Consider the following 20,162-nt stretch of genomic DNA (forward strand, 5'->3'; position numbering starts at 1 on the left):
GAGATAGCTTCATTATAAAAAGAAGCAAAGGACGAATCTGATTTTGTTTTGAACAAAAGGGGAATCAGTCTAAATTTAGCGTCAGCTGCCGGGTTTTGAGTGTTCCGACGAGACCGGACGGATCGTTTGCCGTTTTATGGGCGACAAACGCTTCGTCTTCCGGAGCTGTCCGGACACGTAACGGCTTCTCATCGGCATGGACGAGCTCGAAGATTAACTCGGCGATTGTTTCCGGTGACTGGCGCTCGGCGTGTCGGACGCGGTACGTCCGTAAATAACTTTCGATGATCGGTTTGAAATCATCTTCGTGCAATCCGCCTGTCTGCTCGAGACGGTCGAGGACGCTGGCGGTGAAGTTTGTCTCGACGGCAGCCGGTTCGATCAACGTGACATCGATCGAGAAAAACGGTTTGTAATAAGTAGCCAGACTTTCGAACAGTCCTTCAAGGGCAAACTTGCTGGCACAGTAGATTTCATTCATCGGTTGACCCACCAGTCCGCTGATACTCGAGGTGGCTAATAAATGACTGCCGTTCGGAGCGGCTTTCAAAAGTGGCAGACAACATTCGATTGTCCGCATGACGCCGAACACGTTGATATCAAACAGCTGAGTGATTTCATAACTTGTCGCTTGTCCGAGTGCCCGCAACAAGCCTTGTCCGGCGTTGCAGAATAAAGCATTCAAATGACCAACTTCCTGCTCAATGACGGAGACGGCCTGTTTTAAACTCATCAGGTCCGTGACGTCGACTTCAAGAAAATGCAGGTGCGGTAAAGCGGCTTGTTCGAGTGCCGGTGTCAGCTCACGGGTTCCGGCATAAACTGTCCATCCTTCTTCAGCAAAACGTGTCGCCGTCGCGAGACCGATCCCGGACGAGGCACCGGTGATGAAAATCGTACGCATGTGTCATTCCTCCTCTTGAATTCCAGGCTATACCATTCTTTACCCGAATTTAGCGAAGTTATTTTAAGTAAAAATTGCATTATGTAATGTAAAAACTTAAAATGAAGAAAAAGAGCAGGAGGAAAAGGAAGATGGCGCAACAGGATCGACTTCAACAAATGCGCGAATGGATCAAGACGACACCTGAAATTTCACTCGATCAGCTGATGGAAGAGTACCGGATTTCGCGTGATACGGCCCGGCGTGATTTGATTCAGCTCGAGCGGGAAGGGAAAATCATCCGGGTCAAAAACGGTTTGATCCGTGTCGGGACGAACACGACCGTTCAGTACGACCGGCGGACCGAACAGCCGGAAAAGAACCGGATTGCCAAACGCGCCGTCCGGTACGTTCAGCCGGACCAAAAAATCATCCTCGATGCAGCTTCGACCGTCGCCCGGATGACGGTTCATCTGCCGGCGCAACCGCTCCAAATCATTACGAACGCACTGGCTGTCGTTGAACAACTCGAAGCCCGTCCGGAAATTGATCTGTATGTGACCGGAGGAAAATGGGACCGGCATGCACGCAGTCTCGTCGGGATTAAAACGGCGGATGACATTTTGAACTATCAGGTCGACCGTGTATTCCTTGGAGCATGCGGGCTGACGGAACAGGGGATATTTGCGGAAAATCTGGAAGAAGCAATCGTGAAAAAGGCGATGATCCGCAGTAGCGCGGAAGTGATCGTACTGGCAGACCATACGAAGTTCGAGAAACGTTTTCTGCACAAAGTCTGTGATCTTGATCAGATTGACATCCTGATTACGGATGAACGCCCGACCGAACAATGGCAAAAGTGGCTGCAAGAAGCCGATATCTTGCTCGAAACAGCAGAGGAGGAATAAACATGACGACGATTCAAACGACATTGGTCGGATTCGGATTTTCAGCCGTAACGTTTCACGCGCCGTTGATTCAGGCATTGCCCGAATATACGGTCCGGCAAGTCGTATCCAGCCAAGCCGATAAAGTAGCGGCCGTTTTCCCGGAAGCCGACGTGATTGGGACACTTGAAGAGGCCTTACAGGATGAACAGACGGAACTTGTCATCATCACGACACCAACAGCTTTACATTTCGAGATGGCGAAACAGGCCATCGAAGCCAAAAAACATGTCCTGCTCGAAAAACCGGCGGTAGTGACGATGGAAGAAGCGATTGAACTGCAACGTCTCGCGACGCATCACGGCGTCTATGTCGCCGTCTATCAAAACCGCCGTTACGACGGCGATTTCCTGACGGTGGAACAATTGATCGAGATGAATGAAATCGGAGATTGGCAATTGTTCGAATCACGGTTTGACCGCTATCGTCCGGTCGTACGGGATCGCTGGCGGGAAAAGGCAGGACCGGGTTCCGGTATTTTATTTGATCTCGGTTCACACCTGATTGATCAGGCACTCGCTTTGTTCGGTGAACCGGATGCGGTCGTCGGCGATGTTTTATTCCAGCGTGACGGAGCGGAGACGGATGACGGATTCCACATTACGTTATGTTACGGGAAACGCCGGGTCATCTTACGGTCGAATTCCTTTATCCAAGGAGCAACACCACGGTTTGAACTGCATGCCACACGCGGCAGTTACATCAAATACGGAATGGATCCGCAGGAAGCACGCCTCGCGTCCGGACAGACGGTTGATGCCGCGATCGGTCAAGAGGAAGCTGTGAATTACGGATATCTGCAAATTGCGGATCATCCGGCTGAACGATTGGCGACACTTTCGGGGAATTATCTTGGTTTTTACAAAGCACTTGCTGCAGGGCTGAAGACGGGTGACATGCCGGTCGATTTGACGGATGCGCTCAAGACGATGCAACTCATCGAGGCCGTTCGCTTGAGCAGTGAGACGGGACGGAAAGTTTTCCGGAAGGAGTGGAATGGATGAGACTAACAGAATTATTGACGCAAGAGCAGACGCTGACGTTGCGCAGCTTTACGAATCAGGATGCGCTTCGTGCCGGACAGTATGTCATCGACCGGGCCATGCAGGAGCAACTCAGCGTCGCCGTCGAGTTGAAACGGAACGGACAACGGCTGTTTTATGCGGCACTGGACGGGACAGCACCGGATCAGGAAGAATGGATCCGGCGAAAATCAAACGTCGTCCTCCGTCACGGACACAGCTCACTCTACATGCGGCTATATAACGAAAGTAAAAACCGGTCCTACCATACAATGTATGCCGTCGATCCGGCCGACTATGCCGATGCCGGCGGATCATTTCCGGTCCGGGTCACAGGTGTCGGTGTCATCGGAACGATTACCGTATCCGGCTTATCGCAGGAAGCGGATCATCAGTTGGCGGTTGAAGCGCTGACGTATTTGAACGAACAACAGAAGTAAAACAGGACGGACTGAAAAGTAGATTTTATACAAAGCAGGGGGTGACAGATTTCAAGTCTGTCACCCCCTGGTCTTGTTCAAAAGGTATCACTCTTTCATGCCGCTCCTACAGAAAAAAGCGCAAGTTACCTTGCGCTGTCAGAGACGAACAAGGCCCACTTTCACGCCTCGTTGAGGCGGAGGAGTTGGCTTGTGTCTCGCCTGAGGAAAGCACGTGAAAGGAATAGTGATTCCTTTTGAGTCAGTGATATTTTAGATATTGTAATCAAGAAGCCATCGAGTCGGAAGCAGGTGCTTCGACCCGTCGCTTGTTCCCGCGATAGATAAAGAACAAGGCGGCCAACATGAACAGAAGACCGGCAAAACGTTTTAGATCAAACGCCACTTCGATGCCACCAAATGTCCCGAAGTGATCCAGCACCATTCCGGCCGACAACTGTCCGATGACGGTTGCGATGCTCGCTGCCGTGACCCCGATTTTCGGAACAGCGAGAATGGTCAGGAACAGATAGCTGACACCAAACCAGACGGCACTGAGCTGCCAGCGGGGGGCGTCAAGAATCAACAGGACATCTCCTTGTCCGAAAAAAAGGACGGCGAGTGCAAGCAGGAGCATCCCTGTGAAAAAAGTTAAAAATGTACTTTCCAGTGCGCCGGCTTTTTGACCGAAGGCACCGTTGATTGAAGACTGGGCACTGAGGAGAATTCCTCCAAGCAGTGTCATCCCGAGTAATGCGATATTCATCAAGTTTCCTCCTTAAAAAATCAAAAATAGCGCAATGACCATCAGGCCGGATGCGATTAATTTGTCTTTGTTGATGGCGACGCGGGGACTTCCGAGCCAGCCTTTATGTTCAATGATCATGCTGGCGATCATCTGACCGATGATGACACTGATCATGGCGAGTCCGACACCGACAAGCGGGATGCTGATGATGAGGATTGTCAAATAGATGCTCCCGAGTAATCCGCCCAGCAACGTCCATTTGGGAGCCTTAAATGTATAGCCGAGCGAACCTTTTCCGAAGAAAAGGGTGATGATGCCGATGATGATTGTACCGGCAAAGAAATTATAAAAACTGCTTTCGAGTTTCCCGATGCTGTTGCCAAGCTCCCCATAGATGGCGCCTTCGATACTGAGCGCAATTCCGGCAAGTAAAGCCAACAGGTAATAAATGAATTTCACAATCCGTTCCTTCTTTCTTTTCGAATCTATATATCGAGAATTGTCGATACATGAACAAAGGAAAACCCTTTAGAGTTCTCCTTTTAGATACTCTGCCAGCTCTTTGATCTTTTCTTCATTTCGACGGTAATACGTCCACTTGCCGTGCCGTTCGGATTCGAGCAATCCGACTTTTTGTAACATCGCCAGGTACTGGGATACCGTGGATTGGGACAAGTTTGCCTTCTCCTGGATATCACCGACACAGACGCCTCCTTTTTCAGCGAGATTCGTTGACAAGTGAGCAGCCGGTTTGTTGAAATGAGTCTCCGGATCTTTGAGCCAGCGCAGGATGTCGAGACGGACTTCATTCGACAACGCTTTAAAAAGATCTACTTGTTGTGTCATGCCATCAATCTAATCGATACTTTCCGATATGTCAATTCATCGGTTTGTCTTCGCAAAAGATGTTTTATCCAGAGTGTGCGTGATTTTTTCACCGGAAACGAGTTGAAATCCGAGCCCTTGATAAAAGGGATCAGCCTGTTCGCTGTACAAGACTAACCGGTCATACGTCAAAAATGCTTCAGACATGATTTTTTCAAGCAATGCAGTCCCAATTCCATGTGACCGGGCTTCAGGCAATACATAGACATGACGGATCCGGCCTGTTCCGGATTGACCGGCTTGCTTCATATATCCGCCGCACGCGAGGACTTGATTGGTCGTCGACAGGACGATGAACATCGCTTCCCCGTCTTTTTGAAACGATTCCTCCCGACGGTTCCGTAACATCCGCTCAACAAGTTGGAATCCTTCCTGGGAACTTTTAGCGAGCAACGGAAGCCAGTTGTATCCATCAAAATCGTTCACCCGTTCGATTGTCACATCCATCCGCGATTCCTCCTTCTTTTCTTTTGGATTATTCCTTTTTCAGCCCTGTCAAAAACCCGATTTTCTTTTTTGATGAATCTTTTTTTGCGAGGGACTGGATTTTTAAAAGCCCTTTTGCGTATAATGAGAAGTAATGGATTGAACGCAAATGAAAGGAAGTGGCCGTCACAATGAGCCTCAGCCGTTTAAGTAAAGAAGAAATTACTGATCTTTCACTGATTAACTTCGTCAATGAAATGCTGCAAGAAGCGGGCGAACAGCCTATCACTTTCGATGACATCACGAAAGAAATCGAAAAATATCATACGTTTACAAATGAAGAGGATAAGTTCGAGAAACTTGCCCAACTCTATACGGATATGAACATCGATGGGAACTTCGTTAACGTCGGAGCTAACCGTTGGTCGCTTCGTGCTTGGTACCCGTTCGATAAATCCGATGAGGATTTGGTCATCGAAGCCCGTCAACGTGGTGAACTCGATGAGTTCGAAGAAGAGTTCAACTACGATGCAGAAGAAGATGAATTCGAGACGATCGAAGATGATCTCGATACGTTCGCGAAAACAGCTGATTACGATGCAGCAGACGACAGCGAAGAAGACACATTCAAAAAAGTTGCGGTCATTGATGACCTTGAAGACGATTTGGATGAAGAAGACCTCGAAGATTTCGAGGAAGATGACGAAGAAGTTTAACAACCGCAACCTGCCATTTTTGAACATGAAAATGGTAGTTTTTTCGTTGACGGCTGACACAAGTACGTGTGATTTTTTTCTTTAAAAAATCTGCTTGACGAAGTTTTCGGAATGACGTAAGTTAGTCATGGGCTTCTTTAAGCAACGTGCTTAATTTCAGCAAAAGTGTCTCCTGTGAATGGGGGCACTTTTGCTTTTTTATTTTTTAACGACCTCTGACAGATTTTTGGACTCGGGAAGGGAGCAATTTAATCATGACAAAGTATATTTTCGTAACCGGTGGGGTAGTATCTTCACTCGGTAAAGGGATCACGGCAGCATCACTCGCCCGCCTCTTGAAAAACCGTGGCCTCAACGTCACAATCCAAAAATTCGACCCGTACATCAACATCGACCCGGGGACGATGAGCCCGTACCAGCACGGGGAAGTATTCGTCACGGATGATGGCGCTGAAACCGATCTTGACCTTGGTCACTACGAACGCTTCATCGACATCAATCTCAGTCAGAATGCGAACGTCACGTCCGGCCGGATTTACTCGACCGTTCTTAAAAAAGAACGTCGCGGTGATTACAACGGTGGAACGGTTCAGGTCATTCCGCACATCACGAATGAAATCAAAGACCGTGTCTTCCGTGCCGGAAAAGAAACAGGCGCAGATGTCGTCATCACAGAGATTGGCGGAACAGTAGGGGATATCGAATCGCTTCCGTTCATCGAAGCCATTCGTCAGGTGAAAAACGATATCGGAAAAGAGAACGTCATGTACGTTCACTGTACGCTCGTTCCGTATCTTGCAGCTGCTGGCGAGCTGAAGACAAAACCGACACAACACAGTGTCAAAGAACTCCGCAGCTACGGCATTCAGCCGGATATCATCGTGCTTCGTGCCGAGCATGATGTACCGCAAGAAATGAAAGATAAAATTGCCCTCTTCTGTGATACACGTCCGGAAGCCGTCATCGAAGCGAAGGATGCATCGACACTCTATGAAGTACCGCTTAACCTGCAACGTCAAGGTATGGACCAGCTTGTCTGTGACTACTTCAAGTTCGATACACCGGCTGCTGATATGACAGCGTGGAAACAACTCGTCCACACGGTGACACATCTCGAGAAGAAAACGAAAATCGCACTTGTCGGGAAATACGTTGAATTGCGTGATGCGTACATCTCGGTTGCAGAAGCGTTGAAGCATGCCGGTTTTGCTTTTAACAGCGACATTGAAATCGACTGGATCAATGCAGAAGACGTCACACGTGAAAACGTTCAAGAACTCCTAGGTTCAGCAAACGGAATCCTTGTCCCGGGCGGATTCGGAGAGCGTGGAATCGAAGGGAAAATCGAAGCAACACGTTTTGCCCGTGAAAACAATGTACCGTTCTTCGGTATTTGTCTCGGTATGCAATTGGCGACAGTTGAGTTCGCCCGTAACGTCCTGAACTTACAAGGAGCGCACTCGGCAGAAATCGATCCGGCGACACCGTATCCGATCATCGACTTGCTTCCGGAACAAAAAGACATCGAGGATCTCGGCGGAACACTTCGTCTTGGTCTGTATCCGTGTAAGCTCGAAGACGGTTCAAAAGCACGTGCCGCGTATTCAAGCGAACTCGTGTACGAGCGTCACCGTCACCGTTATGAGTTCGGCAACGAATTCCGCGAGCAGTTCGAAGCAAACGGCATGATCTTCTCCGGTACGAGCCCGGATGGCCGTCTCGTTGAAATCATCGAGATTCCAGAACACAAATGGTTCGTCGCATGTCAGTTCCACCCGGAATTGATTTCGCGTCCAGAGCGTCCGCAAGCTCTGTTCCATGACTTCATCCAAGCATCACTTGGTGAGTAAGAAATAAAGCAAACGATTAAACACCCCTGTTTCCAAATTGGAGACAGGGGTGTTCTGTTTATTATAGAAGAAAAGCGTCATTCCCACTCTTCCGTCATCTCCTGTAACTGCGTCAAAATGTGCGTTAACAGGAAAGCACCAAGCGCGAGACTCGGTAACCCGTGACGGGAACCGTCTTCAGCCGGAAGCAGTCCCTTATCGAATTTTAAAGCAAGCGGTGCAATCGAACGTTCGAGTGTTTCGGTCACGTCACCGAGCGTGATGATCGAATACGGTGTGTGCCAGGCGTCATAGCGGGCGAGCGAGGCGAGCAGATCGGAACGTTCCGTATCCGGTGTGAAAATCAATACACGGTCGACCGCATGGAGGGTTTTATGATCCTTAATTTTCGTGACACGCTTCATCTGGTCCGGACCGTCGGACAGCATTGGATACAGTCCTTCAAACTCGCCGTAGGCATCGAGATAGACTTTTCCTTGACCGACGAGTGCCTGGGCAAGCAGGCGGACGACATCGAACAATTCGTCTTCCTGTTTTGTAAGCGTTTGTAGTTTTCCGTTGAATTGTGTCGCTAAAATTTTCAGCATTTCTAACATCCTCTCTAAATTTCTCTCACACACAGTATATAGCAAGTTTTGCTTTCATGTAGAATGGAAATAACTAGAGGAGGAGTGTGGGAGATGAAAGGAAGATTACTCATCGCGGAAGATGAACCGGGGATTCGGAATTTACTGGCACAATTGTTTCGGGCGCAAGGATATACGACCGATGTCGCTGTCGATGGTCTTGAGACGATCGAACGGCTGAAAGAGACGGAATACGACTTATTATTGATGGATGTCAATATGCCGGGCCGAACCGGTCTTGAAGTATTGCGTCATCAGGACGAGGTCGGACGACGGATCCGGACGATTCTGATGACCGCTTTGGACGAAACAGAAGCGATGGAAGAAGCGAAACGACTCGGTGTCGTCGCCTTCTTCGGAAAGCCGTTTGACATCTTTGAATTAAAAAAAGAAGTGACTGTGCAAATTTCGAACGATGTAAGCGGTTAATCCTTCACGTCGTCGTCACAATCCTAAATTCGGAGTGAAATGCTGTACGTTCCGGTGAATCAGTGTGTTATAATCAGTCTGAAAATGCACGTTTACGTGTAAGTAGCGATCAAAACAGAGGAGGATGTCATTATGCCATTAGTATCTATGACAGACATGTTAAACAAAGCTCTCGAAGGTAAGTACGCAGTAGGTCAATTCAACATCAACAACCTCGAGTGGACTCAAGCAGTACTCGGTGCGGCTCAAGAAGAGCAGTCGCCGGTTATTCTTGGAGTATCTGAAGGTGCAGCACGTCACATGGGCGGATTCTATACTGTTGTTAAAATGGTAGAAGGTCTCGTTCACGACATGAAAGTAACAGTTCCTGTTGCAATCCACCTCGACCACGGTTCGAGCGTTGAAAAATGTAAAGAAGCGATCGACGCTGGATTTACATCTGTAATGATCGACGATTCACATAGCCCGATCGACACAAACATCGAAACAACAAAAGCTGTTGTTGAGTATGCGCATTCGAAAGGTGTTTCAGTCGAAGCGGAAGTTGGTACAGTTGGCGGACAAGAAGACGACGTCATCGGTGATGTCATGTACGCGAAACTTGACGACTGCGTTCGTATCGTCAAAGAAACTGGAATCGACACGCTTGCTCCTGCACTCGGTTCTGTTCACGGACCATACAAAGGTGAACCAAACCTTGGTTTCACTGAAATGGAAGAAATCCGTAACGCAACAAACCTTCCACTCGTTCTTCACGGTGGAACAGGAATCCCGACACACGATATCGAAAAAGCCATTTCGCTTGGTACTTCGAAAATCAACGTCAACACGGAAAACCAGATTTCGTTCGCGAAAGTGGTTCGTGAAGTCTTAGCTGAGAAACCAGAAGCATATGACCCACGCGTATTCATCGCACCAGGTCGCGAAGCAATCAAACAAACTGTCATCGGTAAGATGCGTGAGTTCGGTTCAAGCAACAAAGCTTAATTTTCCATGCCTAAAGCACGGTAGACAATCGTCTATCGTGCTTTTTTTCATCTAAATCAGCAGATTGTTTTGGAAAACGTTAGGACTTCTCAGCGAAAAAATTTATAATGGAAGAGTAAGCGATTTCAAGGGATATTTTAAGGGATGAAAGGGGAAAGAGAGAGATGAGATTTTTTATCGACACAGCAAACGTAGAGGATATTAAAAAAGCACATAAAATGGGGATTTTGGACGGGGTCACAACAAACCCGTCACTCGTCGCGAAAGAAGGCGTCGATTTCCATACACGACTGCGCGAAATTTGTGAGATCGTCGGAGACGTCTCCGTCAGTGCCGAAGTCATTGCGCTTGATGCAGAAGGGATGATTCGGGAAGGGAAGGAACTTGCTCAGATTGCACCGAACATTACGGTAAAGGTTCCGATGACACCGGCAGGACTCGAAGCCGTCGCAGCTCTTTCGAAAGAAAACATCACGACGAACGTCACATTGATCTTCAACCCGAACCAGGCCTTGCTCGCGGCACGTGCCGGTGCGACATACGTATCACCGTTCCTCGGTCGTCTGGATGATATCGGTCAAGATGGAATGGGACTGGTCGAGACGATTGCTCAAATTTTCGTCATTCATGATATTCCGACACAAATCATCGCGGCTTCTGTCCGTAATCCGGTGCACGTCACGAATGCGGCACTCGCCGGAGCTGACATCGCGACGATTCCGCTCAATGTCATTGAGTCACTGACGCAACACCCGTTAACGACACAGGGGATCGAACGTTTCCTTGCTGACTGGGAAAAAGCGCAGCAATAACAGATTGTAGAGAAAGGTTGATGGAATGTGGACATTTTGCATATCGTAGGACAACAACGTCTTGAAGGAACCGTCATGATCAGTGGATCGAAACAGAGTGCGATTCCGTGTCTCGCGGCAGCATTACTGACCGATCAACAGGTCATTCTTGAGGGGGTACCGGACATTGGCGACGTTGCGACGATGATCCAAATCATTGAGATGCTTGGAGCCGTCGTAACACGTCAAGGCGATATGGTGACGATTGACCCGAGTCATGTCGAACCGATGCCGCTCACAGGGACAGATACACGAAAGTTACGTGGATCGATTTATCTGATGAGTGTCCTCGCGGCGCGATTCAAACAGGGGGTCGTCGGTCTGCCCGGTGGTTATGCCATCGGCCCTCGACCGATTGATTTACACATCAAGGCACTGGAACGACTTGGTGTCGCGATGCGAAATGAACAAGGGGTTTACTACATGCATGTCGAAGAGTTGAAGGGAAACCGAATCTATTTGGATCTTCCTTCATTCGGTGCGACGATCAGTGCTTTGCTGGTCGCCGTCATGGCGGAAGGGACGACGGTCATTGAAAATGCAGCGTGTGATCCGGAAGTCATCGACGTCAGTACGATGTTGACGAATATGGGTGCGAGTGTCAAAGGTGCAGGGACCGATGAGATTCGAATCAAAGGCGTCAAGACGCTTCAAGGATGCCGCCATACTTTGATTCCCGACCGGATGGAAGCGGGTACGTTCCTGGCAATGGGAGCAGTCCTCGGTCGTGTGACCGTCGATAACGTCATTCCGTTACATCTTGAAAGCATCATTCAAAAGCTGGAACGGTTCGGGGCTAACATCGAGTTGGCGGATGATTCGGTCACAGCATCCATCGATATGGCGAAACCGATCGATATTCGTGTTTTTCACTACGGCGGCTTTCCGAGCGATCTGCAACCGGTCATCTCGGCTGTCCTGTTGAAACCGAAAGGCGCGAGTGTCGTCGTCGATAAGTTGTATCCTCAACGTTTCCGGCATGTCCAGGAGATGCGGCGGTTGAATGCACGAATTACCCACGAAGACGCTTCGATCATCATCCGTGGTGGTGAAGCGTTACGTGGTACGGAAATTGAAGCTCATGATCCGCGCGGTGCAGCGGCACTCGTGTTAAGTGGAATGCTTGCTTCCGGTGAGACGTCATTACACCATGCAGAAGTACTTGATCAAAGCTATGAACAGTTCGTCGAGAAGTTAAAAGGACTCGGGGCTCTTGTTTGGCGCGAAACGGTTTAAGGTTTTCAGTTAGGGAGAGGGGATTATACACATGGAGAGAAGTTTATCAATGGAACTCGTACGCGTAACGGAGGCAGCAGCACTGGCTTCGGCACGCTGGATGGGGAAGGGCTTGAAAAACGAGGCAGATGACGCAGCAACAAGCGCCATGCGTGATGTATTTGATACGATCCCGATGAAAGGAACGGTCGTCATCGGCGAAGGGGAAATGGATGAAGCACCGATGCTTTATATCGGTGAGAAACTCGGAAATGGATACGGACCCCGTCTTGACGTCGCCGTCGATCCGCTCGAAGGCACGAACATCGTCGCTAAAGGAACATGGGGCGCACTCGCAGTTCTTGCGGTCGCCGATGCGGGAGACTTATTACATGCACCGGATATGTACATGGATAAGATTGCTGTCGGACCGGAAGCAGCAGGACACGTCAGCCTGGATGCGACGATTGAAGAAAACATCGCGGCCGTCGCAAAAGCGAAAAACAAAGAAATCGAAGACGTCGTCGTCTCGATTCTTGACCGGGAACGTCATGAAGAAATCATTCAACGGATTCGCGCAACAGGGGCACGGATTCGTCTGATTGGGGACGGAGATGTCGCAGCAGCCATCAATACGGCTTTCCCGCACACAGGGATTGATATTCTGCTCGGTTCAGGCGGAGCGCCGGAAGGTGTTCTGGCAGCCGTTGCGTTAAAATGTCTCGGCGGAGAACTTCAAGGCCGGCTCTTACCGGCAGATGAAGCGGAAGTCGCACGATGCAAGAAGATGGGGATTGAAGATCCGTCGAAAATCCTCATGATGGATGATCTTGTCACGGGAGATGACTGCATCTTCGCAGCAACCGGTGTCACGGACAGCGAGTTGATGAAAGGTGTTCAGTTCACGGCACAAGGCGGTCAAACGCACTCGGTCGTCATGCGTGCGAAGTCGGGAACAGTTCGTTTCGTTGAAGGAATTCACTCGTTCAAGAAAAAACCGAAACTCGTTATTAAGTAATTGGGATGACGGGCTTATCCAAAAGAATCTACATTTTCTTCACCCGCTTTCCTCGGGCGAGACACAAGCCGCGCCTACTTTGTCCAAATGGACAAGTAGTCGGGTCTTGTTTGTCTCTGACAGCGCGGAACACCACGCTTTTTCCCGTAGGAGTCGAGTGAAGAACGTAATTCTTTTCGAAAAGGGAATGCAGTTTGATGCTGTATGCGAGTCGTGATTCAAAAAATGAATGGAGGGAGGTAGATTTTCGGTATTTAATCCGGAAATCTGCTTCTTTTTTCTTGTTGTACAAGAAATAAGAGCATTTGTATGAGGTATCTCAATTACTCACCAAACTGTCGTAAATGAGCATAGAAACAGCCGATGGTCCCATGAAAAGGATCATCGGCTATTTGATTCCTGTAGAACGAAGACATACATTCTCGACTCCTACGGGAAAAGGAAGCGCGATTAGTACTTCCGTCAGGGATAGGGAAGACCCGGCAGATTATTGCATATTAATTCGAGCTGCCGCGGCTTGTCTCCCGCCCGTGGAAAGCGAGGATGTAGGAAACGTTCGTCATGAGAATTGATTTTGGAGTGACGGATGAGTCAGGCTCTGATATCAAATTTATAAAAGTCCAATCGCATGGAAATTATAAAACTGTATTAAAGACTGTCTGTCGGAGCCTGCAATTGATGTGTCATCTGGACGAGTTTACGACGTGTGAAAAAACGTGTCATAAAGACATACACTGCATTACTGCGACCGGGGATGACAAGCGTTTTTCCTTTCATGTATCCGGTGAAGGAAAGCCTTGCAACTGTTTTGGCATCCATGATACCCGGTCGTTTAAACAATCCGGATGTTGCAAGATCGGCTGTTTTAGCGAAGTCCGTATGCGTGGCGCCCGGACAAACAGCCGTCACCTGAATATTGTAAGGAGCGAGTTCATCGGCCAAAGCTTCTGAAAAACTGAGGACGTACGCTTTTGTCGCATAGTAGACGCTCATGAAAGGACCGCCATGAAAAGAAGAAGTCGAAGCAATCTGAATGATCCGTCCGCTACCTTGAACTTTCATCCGTCGGGCAAACGCTTTCGTCAAATGCGTCAGTGCCCGAATATTGACGTCAATCATGTTAAGTTCACGGGATAAATCAGTTTCGACAAACTCCCCATACAGACCAAACCCGGCATTATTGATCAAGATATCAACCGGAATGTTTTCTGTCGCACGTAACAAGGCTTCGATTTGAACGGTTTGCCCGATATCATACGGAAGCACGACGGCAGATCCGCCGCGTTGTTCGACAAAGTGTTTCGTTTCGAAAAGTTGTTCGACGTTTCGTCCGACCAGTAACAGGTGATGTCCTTGTTCGGCATGCAGATAAGCCAGTTCGCGCCCGATTCCGGCAGAAGCCCCGGTAATTAATACGTTCATGACATGTCCTCCTTCAATAATAGGGTAGAAAAAAAGCGATCGAGCCAATGCTCAACCGCTTGGTAATTTCAATTATAGGTATGAACCCGCGCCGACAAGGCGTGAACCCCAGTAACCTGATTTGAAGCTTGAGTATTTAACGCCGCCTGTTTCTGAGTTAACCATGCTTGTTTTGCTTGTTGCCATACCGACGTGTTGAATGCCGCTACCGTGTGAGAAGAAAACAAGATCTCCAGGTTGAACGTTTGATACACTTACTTTTCTAGAAGAAGAATATTGTGAAGAAGACGTACGTGGCAATGTTTTGCCTGCTGCTTTTTTGTAGACGTAGCTAGTGAAACCAGAGCAGTCAAATCCACGAGTTGTCGTTCCGCCCCATACATAAGGAGTCCCTTTATGTTTTGCTGCTTCGTTTAGAAGGCGTGTACGTGTTGAAGATGAAGTTGTTGATTTTTTAGCCGTTGAAGTAGAAGACTTGTATGTTTTCGTATACTGTGAGAACACATAACGTGTTTTGCCACCGTATGAAATTTTAGTCCAGCTGCCTGATTTACCTTTGTATGTAAATGTTTGGCCTGCGTTTACTTTACCGACGATGCTTGCTTTTGTAGAAGGAGCCGTCCGAACACGTAATCCGTTATCTGTGATCTTGACTTTCGTTACTGTAGAAGCTGCCTCAACCTTACCTGTTCCCACTGATGCAAATCCTGAAACCACTAATGCTGCTGTCGCGACCGATGCTAGAAAACGTTTCATATGTGAAATCCTCCATGTCATTTTAAAGTAGTTTTGAAAACCGAGTTATATGATGTATCTCATTAAGTGTTTGTTTAAGCAGTTTGCCTTACAACTGTGTAAGTTTTTCTCTGCACGATTATCTTAGCACGAGGAGACATGAAAACGTTTTTTCAGTTCCGCTACAAAACATGACGTTTTTGTAACATAACTGCAATAATATACTCGAATATTACAAAGAAGAAATTCCCATTCCTTAAATCACGACGAAAGAGGTGGAAATGTGATACCTTTAATGCACGACAAAAATATGAAGCAACCACTGTTAATACGAACATCGTGCCCTTGCTACTGAATTTATACGAAGAATAGGTGAATGCATATGCCAACTGAGAAAACTGACAAACCAGAACGTTCCTATACACTGGCTCAACTGAGCAACCTGACATTAAAAGATTTATATGAGATTGCTAAAACAAAAAACGTACCACAGTACCGAGAGGCGCGTAAGCGTGAATTGATGTTCAAGATTCTTAAAGCGCAAGCGGAGTCGACCGGTCTTTATTTCCTCGAGGGGGTACTCGAAGTCATCCCCGGAAACCCACAAATGCAAAATGATGGCGGCTTCGGCTTCCTTCGTCCTATCAACTATTCGCAATCCTCTGAAGATATCTACATTGCTGCCTCACAAATCCGCCGCTTTAATCTCCGTAACGGAGACGTCGTGACTGGAAAAGTCCGGCCGCCAAAAGAAAATGAACGGTTCCAAGGTCTTTTAAGTGTGGAAGCCGTCAATGGAGAAGCACCGGATACGGCGCGCAATCGCCTGTTCTTCCCGGCATTGACACCAATCTATCCGGATCGCCTGATGCGTCTTGAGACAGAACCGCGTCATTTGTCGGTCCGGGTGATGGATATGATTGCCCCGGTCGGATTTGGCCAACGCGGTTTGATTGTCGCGCCGCCAAAAGCAGGTAAGACTTCTCTATTAAAAGAAATCGCCAATTCAATCCAGGTGAATCATCCGGATGTTGAATTGATTATTCTGTTGATTGACGAACGGCCGGAAGAAGTGACGGACATCGAACGTTCTGTCCCTGGAGCGGATGTCGTCAGCTCAACGTTTGACGAAACACCGGACAACCACGTTCGAATTTCGGAACTTGTCCTCGAGCGGGCAATGCGTCTCGTCGAGCATAAAAAAGATGTCGTTATTTTAATGGATTCGATTACACGTCTGACGCGTGCTTACAACTTAACGGTTCCGCAAAGCGGACGGACGTTGTCCGGGGGGATTGATCCGGCAGCCTTCCACAAACCGAAACGCTTTTTCGGTGCCGCCCGGAATATCGAACACGGCGGCAGTCTGACGATTCTCGCGACGGCACTCGTCGAAACCGGTTCACGGATGGATGATGTCATCTATGAAGAGTTTAAAGGAACCGGCAATATGGAACTGCATCTGGACCGGAAATTATCCGAGCGCCGGATCTTCCCGGCCATTGATATCCGGAAATCCGGAACACGGAAAGAAGAATTGCTGTTACCGCAGGATCAACTCGACGCGTTGTGGACGATCCGCCGGACGATGAATGAGTCCAATGAGTTTGTCGACAGCTTCCTACGCAAGATTCGGGACACGAAAAATAATGAAGAATTTTTTGTTGAACTGAATAAAGAAAAGAAGAAACCCGTCCGGCGCGCGCCTGTTAAACCACGTGTGACGAAAACCGACACAACGACTTGAAAATAGGTATTGCGGGTCGTGAAAAAATCGTTTAGTATAGGAAGGTAACTTACTCTGGCTCAGCAAATGAACCAGGGCGGAAGGAGAGAAAACAACCATGAAACAAGGAATTCACCCAAACTACAACAAAGTTGTATTTATGGACTCAACTACTGAGTACAAATTCTTGACTGGTTCTACACGTTCTTCGAACGAGACAATCACTTGGGAAGATGGAAACGAGTACCCACTCATCCGTGTGGATGTGTCTTCGGACTCGCACCCATTCTACACTGGTCGTCAAAAGTTCAACGCTGCAGACGGTCGTGTCGATCGCTTCAACAAAAAATACGGCCGCAAGTAATTGCGACTTCAGTATTAAAAAACAGCCTGTCTCCATCACTGGAGCAGGCTGTTTTTGTATAGACAGAACTTGGCACGGTACGCCAGATACGTTTTTAAAACGAAGGATAGACCGATTCCGCCGGCAGCACCAATCAGATACGGGAGTGTATCCGGATTGTTCGCAAAATGTTCGAGTAAAAGACTGAAGGAAAAATGACGACCTAGGAAATAACCTGCTCCTAAAAAGACACTAATCCAAATTAAAGCACCGGTATAGGCATAAGTAATGAAGATCCGGAACGGCATTTTCGAGACACCGGCAAAAAAAGCGGACAGTTGCCGGAGACCGGGTATGTAGTAACCGATGATTAAAACCGTTTTTCCGTAACGTAAAAATCCGGCTTCTGCTTTGAAAATATGTTTTTCAGAAATGCGTAACTTCGGAGCCATTCGATGGAGCAACGGCATTCCAAGTTTCAGACCGAGCACATAGCTGATTGTCATTCCGATACAACTGCCGGCATAGGCAGCAAGAATTGTCCCGACGAGCGGCAAATCACCATGATGCATCCAGAATCCTGACATGACGAGTAACGTCTCGTCTGGAACCGGAAGACCGACGATTCCACCCGCTAACAGAACGGCGAGTCCGAACGCTCCATATTGGTGGAGTACTTCATGTAACATGTGATGAATCGGAGTCACCTTCCTTCAAAGAAACTTCTCTTTCAGTGTACAGGAAATACATACCAGGCGAAATGAGAAGATAAAGAAAGTAACGAATTTGGCACGGGTTTTTGATTTTTAGAAGTCAATCCTTTTTCTCAATTTAGATTCGGGCTATACTCGTTAAAGTGACTAATTTAGAGGACGGTGTTTACGATGATGCATGTGATCAATCAATATGGTTGGATTGAAGTGATTTGTGGAAGCATGTTTTCCGGCAAGTCAGAAGAACTGATCCGTCGTGTCAGACGGGCACAGTATGGAAAGTTACCGGTTCAAGTGTTCAAGCCGGCGATCGATGACCGGTACCACGAGGAGCATGTCGTGTCTCACGTCGGCAATTCCGTCATCGCGATTCCGATGGCGACGAGCCGTGATGTCTACACGGCAGTGGCAGAAGAGACACAAATCGTCGCCATCGATGAAGTTCAATTTTTTGACGACGAAATCGTCGCGGTCATCGAGGCACTGGCTCAAGATGGCAAACGCGTCATTTGTGCGGGACTCGATCAGGACTTTCGGGCTGAGCCATTCGGCAAGATGCCTGAATTACTGGCACGTGCGGAATTCGTGACGAAATTACAGGCGATTTGTCTGTCGTGCGGAGATCCGGCGTCACGGACACAACGATTGATTGACGGGAAGCCGGCCAACTACAATGATCCAATCATCCTCGTCGGAGCGTCTGAATCCTATGAACCACGTTGCCGTCATTGCCATCAGGTACCGGGCAAACCGCAACCGTTACAGGAATGGAAAAAACAACAGCAAAATTGAGAAGATGCAAGATGAAAAAGCGAACGATTCCCGGCAGTGAGGCCAAAGAATCGTTCGCTTTTTTTAGATCAACCGGTTCGGGTCAATTGGCTGTACTGTTCGACGAATTGTAACGTTTCGCGGACAATCGTCTTTTGATCATGATCAAGCGTCGCGACATGGTACGAGTCAAGCAGGCAAAAACTGCGTTTCTCCGTCGCGCCAATCGTCCGGTACAAATCATCTGAACAGGCCGGCGGGACGACGTGATCCTCGGCAGAATATAAAATAAGTGTCGGAATTTGAATCGTTGCTAAGTGTGGTCGCGTCTCATCGATGAGTCGTAACAGTTCTGAAGCGCAGACGGCGGGGACGAAATCATAGATGATTTCAAAAGCCGGCTGTTTGATGTCAGGTGCACTTTCCGGCAGATAGACCGGACAATCGGTGAACGCTAAGGCTTCGTAAGCAGGGACGGACAAGGCGGCATTGATGGTGATGATTCCTGCGGCCGGGAGACCTTCGGCGGCGAGCGAAAGGGCAAGTGTCGCGCCCATTGACTGGCCGACGATGAAGATCGATTCGCACCGTCCGGCCAACTGGTCGAAGCCGTCACGGAGACTCTGTTTCCAGTCGTCAGCCGTCGTCGCTTCGAATTCCCGGACATCCGTCCCGTGGCCGTGCAGGCGAGGGGCATATACGGAGAAACCGTGTTCTGCGAACTGTTCTCCTACAGCCCGAACACTTTGCGGCGTTGCGTTAAAACCATGACAAAGCAAAATGCCGACGGATCCGCGTCCTAAGGAAAAGGCTTCCGCACCTGGTATAACAGGATAAACCATACTCATCATCTCGTCCTCCATTTCAAAAATAAAAACCCGTTTGGCTTTGGACGCAAACGAGTTTCTCGTGTGTATCATCCAAAGCAGCCGCTTTGCTGGTCGGAGCACCTTGCATGACAGCAGGTTGCCGTGGAGTCCTAGAGCCAGGTCTCTCGTCCACTCTTGATATATCGTATAGGAATTGTCGGATTAATCATTGAGAAGATGATAGCATTGACGGAAATGAATTGTCAAACTCTCTTTAACTGGCACCCAAATCCAGACAACGATCCGGTTTGTCCCGGGCCAAAAATCGATATGGGTCATATGGTTTATTTTTGAAAATATGGTTGACCTTTAAAAGATCTTTCTGTAGTGTAAAAATTAGTTTTACGACATAAGTTCAACCGGCAACAACACACATACGAATTTCATACCGCAACACTTATCCAGAGAGGTGGAGGGACTGGCCCTACGAAACCTCGGCAACAGACTCATTATGAGCACTGTGCCAATTCCATCAGACGATTGTCTGAGAGATGAGTCGAGTGGATTCTGCCATTGTGCGGATCCAGGTCTCTTCTTGTTTCTTAAGAAGAGACCTTTTTT

At 48.3% G+C, this 20,162-nt stretch carries 23 protein-coding genes and 2 riboswitches; of the genes, 13 read left to right on the forward strand and 10 right to left on the reverse strand.

Annotated features, from left to right (window positions below; genetic code table 11):
- Positions 1-64: 64 nt before the first annotated feature.
- Entirely contained in the window at positions 65-904 is an 840-nt protein-coding gene (locus DVG79_RS14075; RefSeq protein WP_114597289.1) for an SDR family NAD(P)-dependent oxidoreductase, read from the reverse strand.
- 131 nt (positions 905-1,035) lie between these two features.
- Between DVG79_RS14075 and DVG79_RS14080 the strand changes: the two genes are divergently transcribed.
- Genes DVG79_RS14080 through DVG79_RS14090 form a run of 3 tightly spaced genes read left to right on the forward strand, consistent with a single transcriptional unit; the run spans position 1,036 to position 3,292 of the window.
- Positions 1,036-1,791 (forward strand): DeoR/GlpR family DNA-binding transcription regulator, encoded by a 756-nt coding sequence (locus DVG79_RS14080; protein ID WP_114597290.1) that lies wholly within the window; start codon positions 1,036-1,038, stop codon positions 1,789-1,791.
- 2 nt (positions 1,792-1,793) lie between these two features.
- Complete coding sequence (locus DVG79_RS14085; protein ID WP_114597291.1) at positions 1,794-2,834, forward strand: Gfo/Idh/MocA family oxidoreductase; 1,041 nt, start codon at positions 1,794-1,796, stop codon at positions 2,832-2,834.
- A complete protein-coding gene (locus DVG79_RS14090) occupies positions 2,831-3,292 on the forward strand; it encodes a heme-degrading domain-containing protein (protein ID WP_114597292.1) in 462 nt (153 codons plus the stop codon). The genes DVG79_RS14085 and DVG79_RS14090 overlap by 4 nt, the downstream gene beginning before the upstream one ends.
- 265 nt (positions 3,293-3,557) lie before the next feature.
- On the opposite strand, the gene DVG79_RS14095 is transcribed toward DVG79_RS14090, so the two are convergent.
- The 4 genes from DVG79_RS14095 to DVG79_RS14110 form a co-directional block, all read right to left on the reverse strand.
- Positions 3,558-4,037 (reverse strand): DMT family transporter, encoded by a 480-nt coding sequence (locus DVG79_RS14095; RefSeq protein WP_114597293.1) that lies wholly within the window; start codon positions 4,035-4,037, stop codon positions 3,558-3,560.
- Positions 4,038-4,049: 12 nt separating this feature from the next.
- Positions 4,050-4,478, reverse strand: a complete 429-nt coding sequence (locus tag DVG79_RS14100) for a DMT family transporter (protein WP_026827301.1) — start codon at positions 4,476-4,478, stop codon at positions 4,050-4,052.
- Positions 4,479-4,547: 69 nt separating this feature from the next.
- Positions 4,548-4,865, reverse strand: a complete 318-nt coding sequence (locus DVG79_RS14105; protein WP_114597294.1) for an ArsR/SmtB family transcription factor — start codon at positions 4,863-4,865, stop codon at positions 4,548-4,550.
- A 36-nt stretch (positions 4,866-4,901) separates the two neighbouring features.
- Positions 4,902-5,351 carry a GNAT family N-acetyltransferase gene (locus tag DVG79_RS14110; RefSeq protein WP_114597295.1) on the reverse strand — a complete coding sequence of 150 codons (450 nt, stop codon included), beginning with the start codon at positions 5,349-5,351 and terminating at the stop codon, positions 4,902-4,904.
- A gap of 170 nt (positions 5,352-5,521) precedes the next feature.
- Here DVG79_RS14110 and rpoE point away from each other — a divergent pair, with 170 nt between their 5' ends.
- On the forward strand, positions 5,522-6,046 hold the full coding sequence (gene rpoE / locus DVG79_RS14115; RefSeq protein WP_114597296.1) for a DNA-directed RNA polymerase subunit delta: 525 nt from the start codon (positions 5,522-5,524) through the stop codon (positions 6,044-6,046).
- A 254-nt stretch (positions 6,047-6,300) separates the two neighbouring features.
- The gene (locus DVG79_RS14120; protein WP_114597297.1) at positions 6,301-7,896 is read left to right on the forward strand and encodes a CTP synthase; all 1,596 of its coding nucleotides are present in this window, start codon (positions 6,301-6,303) and stop codon (positions 7,894-7,896) included.
- Positions 7,897-7,973: 77 nt separating this feature from the next.
- Here DVG79_RS14120 and DVG79_RS14125 read toward each other — a convergent pair whose 3' ends face one another.
- The gene (locus tag DVG79_RS14125; protein WP_012371597.1) at positions 7,974-8,483 is read right to left on the reverse strand and encodes a DUF2529 family protein; all 510 of its coding nucleotides are present in this window, start codon (positions 8,481-8,483) and stop codon (positions 7,974-7,976) included.
- 93 nt (positions 8,484-8,576) lie between these two features.
- Between DVG79_RS14125 and DVG79_RS14130 the strand changes: the two genes are divergently transcribed.
- The 5 genes from DVG79_RS14130 (at position 8,577) to glpX (ending at position 13,022) form a co-directional block, all read left to right on the forward strand.
- Entirely contained in the window at positions 8,577-8,951 is a 375-nt protein-coding gene (locus DVG79_RS14130) for a response regulator (protein WP_026827306.1), read from the forward strand.
- Positions 8,952-9,083: 132 nt separating this feature from the next.
- Positions 9,084-9,938, forward strand: coding sequence for a class II fructose-1,6-bisphosphate aldolase (fba, locus tag DVG79_RS14135; RefSeq protein ID WP_012371595.1), 855 nt, complete (start codon positions 9,084-9,086; stop codon positions 9,936-9,938).
- Between the two features lie 164 nt (positions 9,939-10,102).
- On the forward strand, positions 10,103-10,750 hold the full coding sequence (fsa, locus tag DVG79_RS14140; protein ID WP_012371594.1) for a fructose-6-phosphate aldolase: 648 nt from the start codon (positions 10,103-10,105) through the stop codon (positions 10,748-10,750).
- A gap of 27 nt (positions 10,751-10,777) precedes the next feature.
- Positions 10,778-12,025, forward strand: coding sequence for a UDP-N-acetylglucosamine 1-carboxyvinyltransferase (gene murA / locus DVG79_RS14145; protein ID WP_114597298.1), 1,248 nt, complete (start codon positions 10,778-10,780; stop codon positions 12,023-12,025).
- 31 nt (positions 12,026-12,056) lie between these two features.
- Positions 12,057-13,022, forward strand: coding sequence for a class II fructose-bisphosphatase (gene glpX, locus DVG79_RS14150; protein ID WP_114597299.1), 966 nt, complete (start codon positions 12,057-12,059; stop codon positions 13,020-13,022).
- A gap of 648 nt (positions 13,023-13,670) precedes the next feature.
- Here glpX and DVG79_RS14155 read toward each other — a convergent pair.
- Positions 13,671-14,444, reverse strand: a complete 774-nt coding sequence (locus tag DVG79_RS14155) for an SDR family NAD(P)-dependent oxidoreductase (RefSeq protein WP_114597300.1) — start codon at positions 14,442-14,444, stop codon at positions 13,671-13,673.
- 72 nt (positions 14,445-14,516) lie between these two features.
- Complete coding sequence (locus DVG79_RS14160) at positions 14,517-15,200, reverse strand: C40 family peptidase (protein WP_114597301.1); 684 nt, start codon at positions 15,198-15,200, stop codon at positions 14,517-14,519.
- Between the two features lie 361 nt (positions 15,201-15,561).
- Here DVG79_RS14160 and rho point away from each other — a divergent pair, with 361 nt between their 5' ends.
- Together rho and DVG79_RS14170 are read left to right on the forward strand one after the other, a co-directional pair.
- The gene (rho, locus tag DVG79_RS14165; RefSeq protein WP_026831886.1) at positions 15,562-16,926 is read left to right on the forward strand and encodes a transcription termination factor Rho; all 1,365 of its coding nucleotides are present in this window, start codon (positions 15,562-15,564) and stop codon (positions 16,924-16,926) included.
- Positions 16,927-17,023: 97 nt separating this feature from the next.
- The gene (locus DVG79_RS14170; protein ID WP_012371588.1) at positions 17,024-17,269 is read left to right on the forward strand and encodes a type B 50S ribosomal protein L31; all 246 of its coding nucleotides are present in this window, start codon (positions 17,024-17,026) and stop codon (positions 17,267-17,269) included.
- 35 nt (positions 17,270-17,304) lie between these two features.
- Here DVG79_RS14170 and DVG79_RS14175 read toward each other — a convergent pair whose 3' ends face one another.
- Positions 17,305-17,937: a DedA family protein gene (locus DVG79_RS14175; protein ID WP_114597302.1), complete on the reverse strand. Its 633-nt coding sequence runs from the start codon at positions 17,935-17,937 to the stop codon at positions 17,305-17,307.
- Between the two features lie 195 nt (positions 17,938-18,132).
- On the opposite strand from DVG79_RS14175, the gene DVG79_RS14180 reads away from it, so the two are divergent.
- Positions 18,133-18,753 carry a thymidine kinase gene (locus DVG79_RS14180; RefSeq protein WP_114597303.1) on the forward strand — a complete coding sequence of 207 codons (621 nt, stop codon included), beginning with the start codon at positions 18,133-18,135 and terminating at the stop codon, positions 18,751-18,753.
- Positions 18,754-18,821: 68 nt separating this feature from the next.
- Here the strand turns inward: DVG79_RS14180 and DVG79_RS14185 are convergent, their stop codons facing one another.
- Positions 18,822-19,580, reverse strand: coding sequence for an alpha/beta hydrolase (locus DVG79_RS14185; RefSeq protein WP_233494616.1), 759 nt, complete (start codon positions 19,578-19,580; stop codon positions 18,822-18,824).
- A gap of 62 nt (positions 19,581-19,642) precedes the next feature.
- A riboswitch (SAM riboswitch) is annotated at positions 19,643-19,746 on the reverse strand.
- Positions 19,747-19,995: 249 nt separating this feature from the next.
- Positions 19,996-20,099, forward strand: a riboswitch (SAM riboswitch).
- Positions 20,100-20,162 lie beyond the last annotated feature (63 nt).

The organism is Exiguobacterium sp. RIT594 (genome assembly GCF_003339585.1).
Taxonomy (GTDB): Bacteria; Bacillota; Bacilli; order Exiguobacteriales; family Exiguobacteriaceae; genus Exiguobacterium_A.

Coding starts and splice junctions, on each gene's coding strand:
- DVG79_RS14075 (WP_114597289.1), bottom strand. CDS start 904: ATGCGTACGATTTTCATCACCGGTGCCTCGTCCGGGATCGGTCTCGCG.
- DVG79_RS14080 (WP_114597290.1), top strand. CDS start 1,036: ATGGCGCAACAGGATCGACTTCAACAAATGCGCGAATGGATCAAGACG.
- DVG79_RS14085 (WP_114597291.1), top strand. CDS start 1,794: ATGACGACGATTCAAACGACATTGGTCGGATTCGGATTTTCAGCCGTA.
- DVG79_RS14090 (WP_114597292.1), top strand. CDS start 2,831: ATGAGACTAACAGAATTATTGACGCAAGAGCAGACGCTGACGTTGCGC.
- DVG79_RS14095 (WP_114597293.1), bottom strand. CDS start 4,037: ATGAATATCGCATTACTCGGGATGACACTGCTTGGAGGAATTCTCCTC.
- DVG79_RS14105 (WP_114597294.1), bottom strand. CDS start 4,865: ATGACACAACAAGTAGATCTTTTTAAAGCGTTGTCGAATGAAGTCCGT.
- DVG79_RS14110 (WP_114597295.1), bottom strand. CDS start 5,351: ATGGATGTGACAATCGAACGGGTGAACGATTTTGATGGATACAACTGG.
- rpoE (WP_114597296.1), top strand. CDS start 5,522: ATGAGCCTCAGCCGTTTAAGTAAAGAAGAAATTACTGATCTTTCACTG.
- DVG79_RS14120 (WP_114597297.1), top strand. CDS start 6,301: ATGACAAAGTATATTTTCGTAACCGGTGGGGTAGTATCTTCACTCGGT.
- DVG79_RS14125 (WP_012371597.1), bottom strand. CDS start 8,483: ATGCTGAAAATTTTAGCGACACAATTCAACGGAAAACTACAAACGCTT.
- DVG79_RS14130 (WP_026827306.1), top strand. CDS start 8,577: ATGAAAGGAAGATTACTCATCGCGGAAGATGAACCGGGGATTCGGAAT.
- fba (WP_012371595.1), top strand. CDS start 9,084: ATGCCATTAGTATCTATGACAGACATGTTAAACAAAGCTCTCGAAGGT.
- fsa (WP_012371594.1), top strand. CDS start 10,103: ATGAGATTTTTTATCGACACAGCAAACGTAGAGGATATTAAAAAAGCA.
- glpX (WP_114597299.1), top strand. CDS start 12,057: ATGGAGAGAAGTTTATCAATGGAACTCGTACGCGTAACGGAGGCAGCA.
- DVG79_RS14155 (WP_114597300.1), bottom strand. CDS start 14,444: ATGAACGTATTAATTACCGGGGCTTCTGCCGGAATCGGGCGCGAACTG.
- DVG79_RS14160 (WP_114597301.1), bottom strand. CDS start 15,200: ATGAAACGTTTTCTAGCATCGGTCGCGACAGCAGCATTAGTGGTTTCA.
- rho (WP_026831886.1), top strand. CDS start 15,562: ATGCCAACTGAGAAAACTGACAAACCAGAACGTTCCTATACACTGGCT.
- DVG79_RS14170 (WP_012371588.1), top strand. CDS start 17,024: ATGAAACAAGGAATTCACCCAAACTACAACAAAGTTGTATTTATGGAC.
- DVG79_RS14175 (WP_114597302.1), bottom strand. CDS start 17,937: ATGTTACATGAAGTACTCCACCAATATGGAGCGTTCGGACTCGCCGTT.
- DVG79_RS14180 (WP_114597303.1), top strand. CDS start 18,133: ATGATGCATGTGATCAATCAATATGGTTGGATTGAAGTGATTTGTGGA.
- DVG79_RS14185 (WP_233494616.1), bottom strand. CDS start 19,580: ATGAGTATGGTTTATCCTGTTATACCAGGTGCGGAAGCCTTTTCCTTA.